This is a genomic window from Streptomyces endophyticus (assembly GCF_035798155.1).
Lineage (GTDB): Bacteria > Actinomycetota > Actinomycetes > Streptomycetales > Streptomycetaceae > Streptomyces > Streptomyces endophyticus.
The window spans coordinates 1-3234 of sequence record NZ_JAOZYC010000051.1; the positions used below are offsets into that span (position 1 = coordinate 1).

The 3234-nt window shown below is 56.7% G+C and carries 1 rRNA gene; it reads left to right on the top strand.

Going from position 1 to position 3234, the window contains the following annotated elements:
- The first annotated feature begins 88 nt into the window (after nt 1-88).
- Nucleotides 89-3211, top strand: a 23S ribosomal RNA gene (locus OKJ99_RS07855).
- The last annotated feature ends 23 nt before the right edge of the window (nt 3212-3234 follow it).

The window sequence follows — 3234 nt, forward strand, 5'->3', positions numbered from 1 at the left end:
TGCCGGCCCCGGTAAAGATCCGCTTCGGTGGGTTGTGACGGGTGGTTGGTCGTTGTTTGAGAACTGCACAGTGGACGCGAGCATCTGTGGCCAAGTTTTTAAGGGCGCACGGTGGATGCCTTGGCACCAGGAACCGATGAAGGACGTGGGAGGCCACGATAGTCCCCGGGGAGTCGTCAACCAGGCTTTGATCCGGGGGTTTCCGAATGGGGAAACCCGGCAGTCGTCATGGGCTGTCACCCGCTGCTGAATATATAGGCAGTGTGGAGGGAACGCGGGGAAGTGAAACATCTCAGTACCCGCAGGAAGAGAAAACAACCGTGATTCCGGGAGTAGTGGCGAGCGAAACCGGATGAGGCCAAACCGTATACGTGTGAGACCCGGCAGGGGTTGCGTGTACGGGGTTGTGGGATCTCTCTTTTACGGTCTGCCGGCCGTGAGACGAGTAAGAAACCGTTGATGTAGGCGAAGGACATGCGAAAGGTCCGGCGTAGAGGGTAAGACCCCCGTAGTCGAAACGTCAACGGCTCGTTTGAGAGACACCCAAGTAGCACGGGGCCCGAGAAATCCTGTGTGAATCTGGCGGGACCACCCGCTAAGCCTAAATATTCCCTGGTGACCGATAGCGGATAGTACCGTGAGGGAATGGTGAAAAGTACCGCGGGAGCGGAGTGAAATAGTACCTGAAACCGTGTGCCTACAAGCCGTGGGAGCGTCGCTGTATGTGCTTGCACATACAGTCGTGACTGCGTGCCTTTTGAAGAATGAGCCTGCGAGTTTGCGGTGTGTTGCGAGGTTAACCCGTGTGGGGAAGCCGTAGCGAAAGCGAGTCCGAACAGGGCGATTCAGTAGCGCGCTCAAGACCCGAAGCGGAGTGATCTAGCCATGGGCAGGTTGAAGCGGCTGTAAGAGGTCGTGGAGGACCGAACCCACCAGGGTTGAAAACCTGGGGGATGACCTGTGGTTAGGGGTGAAAGGCCAATCAAACTCCGTGATAGCTGGTTCTCCCCGAAATGCATTTAGGTGCAGCGTCGTGTGTTTCTTGCCGGAGGTAGAGCACTGGATAGGCGATGGGCCCTACCGGGTTACTGACCTTAGCCAAACTCCGAATGCCGGTAAGTGAGAGCACGGCAGTGAGACTGTGGGGGATAAGCTCCATGGTCGAGAGGGAAACAGCCCAGAGCATCGACTAAGGCCCCTAAGCGTACGCTAAGTGGGAAAGGATGTGGAGTCGCAGAGACAACCAGGAGGTTGGCTTAGAAGCAGCCACCCTTGAAAGAGTGCGTAATAGCTCACTGGTCAAGTGATTCCGCGCCGACAATGTAGCGGGGCTCAAGCGTACCGCCGAAGTCGTGTCATTGCAGCAATAGGGCCAACGCCCGCTGTGATGGGTAGGGGAGCGTCGTGTGCCGGGTGAAGCAGCACCGGAAGGTAGTTGTGGACGGTTCACGAGTGAGAATGCAGGCATGAGTAGCGATACACACGTGAGAAACGTGTGCGCCGATTGACTAAGGGTTCCTGGGTCAAGCTGATCTGCCCAGGGTAAGTCGGGACCTAAGGCGAGGCCGACAGGCGTAGTCGATGGATAACCGGTTGATATTCCGGTACCCGCTGTGACGCGAAAGACATCGAATCCAGTGATGCTAAGGCCGTGAAGCCGTTCCGGACCCTTCGGGGAAAGGAAAGTGGTGGAGCCGCCGGCCCAAGCTGGTAGTAGGTGAGCGATGGGGTGACGCAGGAAGGTAGTCCAGCCCGGGCGATGGTAGTCCCGGGGTAAGGGTGTAGGCCGTGCGGTAGGTAAATCCGTCGCACACAAGGCTGAGACCTGATGCCGAGCCGATTGTGGTGAAGTGGATGATCCTATGCTGTCGAGAAAAGCCTCTAGCGAGTTTCATGGCGGCCCGTACCCTAAACCGACTCAGGTGGTCAGGTAGAGAATACCGAGGCGTTCGGGTGAACTATGGTTAAGGAACTCGGCAAAATGCCCCCGTAACTTCGGGAGAAGGGGGGCCATTTCTGGTGATTGGACTTGCTCCATGAGCTGGGGGTGGCCGCAGAGACCAGCGAGAAGCGACTGTTTACTAAAAACACAGGTCCGTGCGAAGCCGTAAGGCGATGTATACGGACTGACGCCTGCCCGGTGCTGGAACGTTAAGGGGACCGGTTAGTCACATTTCGGTGTGGCGAAGCTGAGAACTTAAGCGCCAGTAAACGGCGGTGGTAACTATAACCATCCTAAGGTAGCGAAATTCCTTGTCGGGTAAGTTCCGACCTGCACGAATGGCGTAACGACTTCTCGACTGTCTCAACCATAGGCCCGGTGAAATTGCACTACGAGTAAAGATGCTCGTTTCGCGCAGAAGGACGGAAAGACCCCGGGACCTTTACTATAGTTTGATATTGGTGTTCGGTTCGGCTTGTGTAGGATAGGTGGGAGACTTTGAAGCGGCCACGCCAGTGGTTGTGGAGTCGCCGTTGAAATACCACTCTGGTCGTGCTGGATGTCTAACCTGGGTCCGTGATCCGGATCAGGGACAGTGTCTGATGGGTAGTTTAACTGGGGCGGTTGCCTCCTAAAGAGTAACGGAGGCGCCCAAAGGTTCCCTCAGCCTGGTTGGTAATCAGGTGTTGAGTGTAAGTGCACAAGGGAGCTTGACTGTGAGACCGACGGGTCGAGCAGGGACGAAAGTCGGGACTAGTGATCCGGCGGTGGCTTGTGGAAGCGCCGTCGCTCAACGGATAAAAGGTACCCCGGGGATAACAGGCTGATCTTCCCCAAGAGTCCATATCGACGGGATGGTTTGGCACCTCGATGTCGGCTCGTCGCATCCTGGGGCTGGAGTCGGTCCCAAGGGTTGGGCTGTTCGCCCATTAAAGCGGTACGCGAGCTGGGTTTAGAACGTCGTGAGACAGTTCGGTCCCTATCCTCTGTGCGCGTAGGAATATTGAGAAGGGCTGTCCCTAGTACGAGAGGACCGGGACGGACGAACCTCTGGTGTGCCAGTTGTCCTGCCAAGGGCATGGCTGGTTGGCTACGTTCGGAAAGGATAACCGCTGAAAGCATCTAAGCGGGAAGCCTGCTTCGAGATGAGTATTCCCACCCCCTTTGAGGGGTTAAGGCTCCCAGTAGACGACTGGGTTGATAGGCCAGATCTGGAAGCACCGCAAGGTGTGGAGGTGACTGGTACTAATAGGCCGAGGGCTTGTCCTCAGTTGCTCGCGTCCACTGTGTTG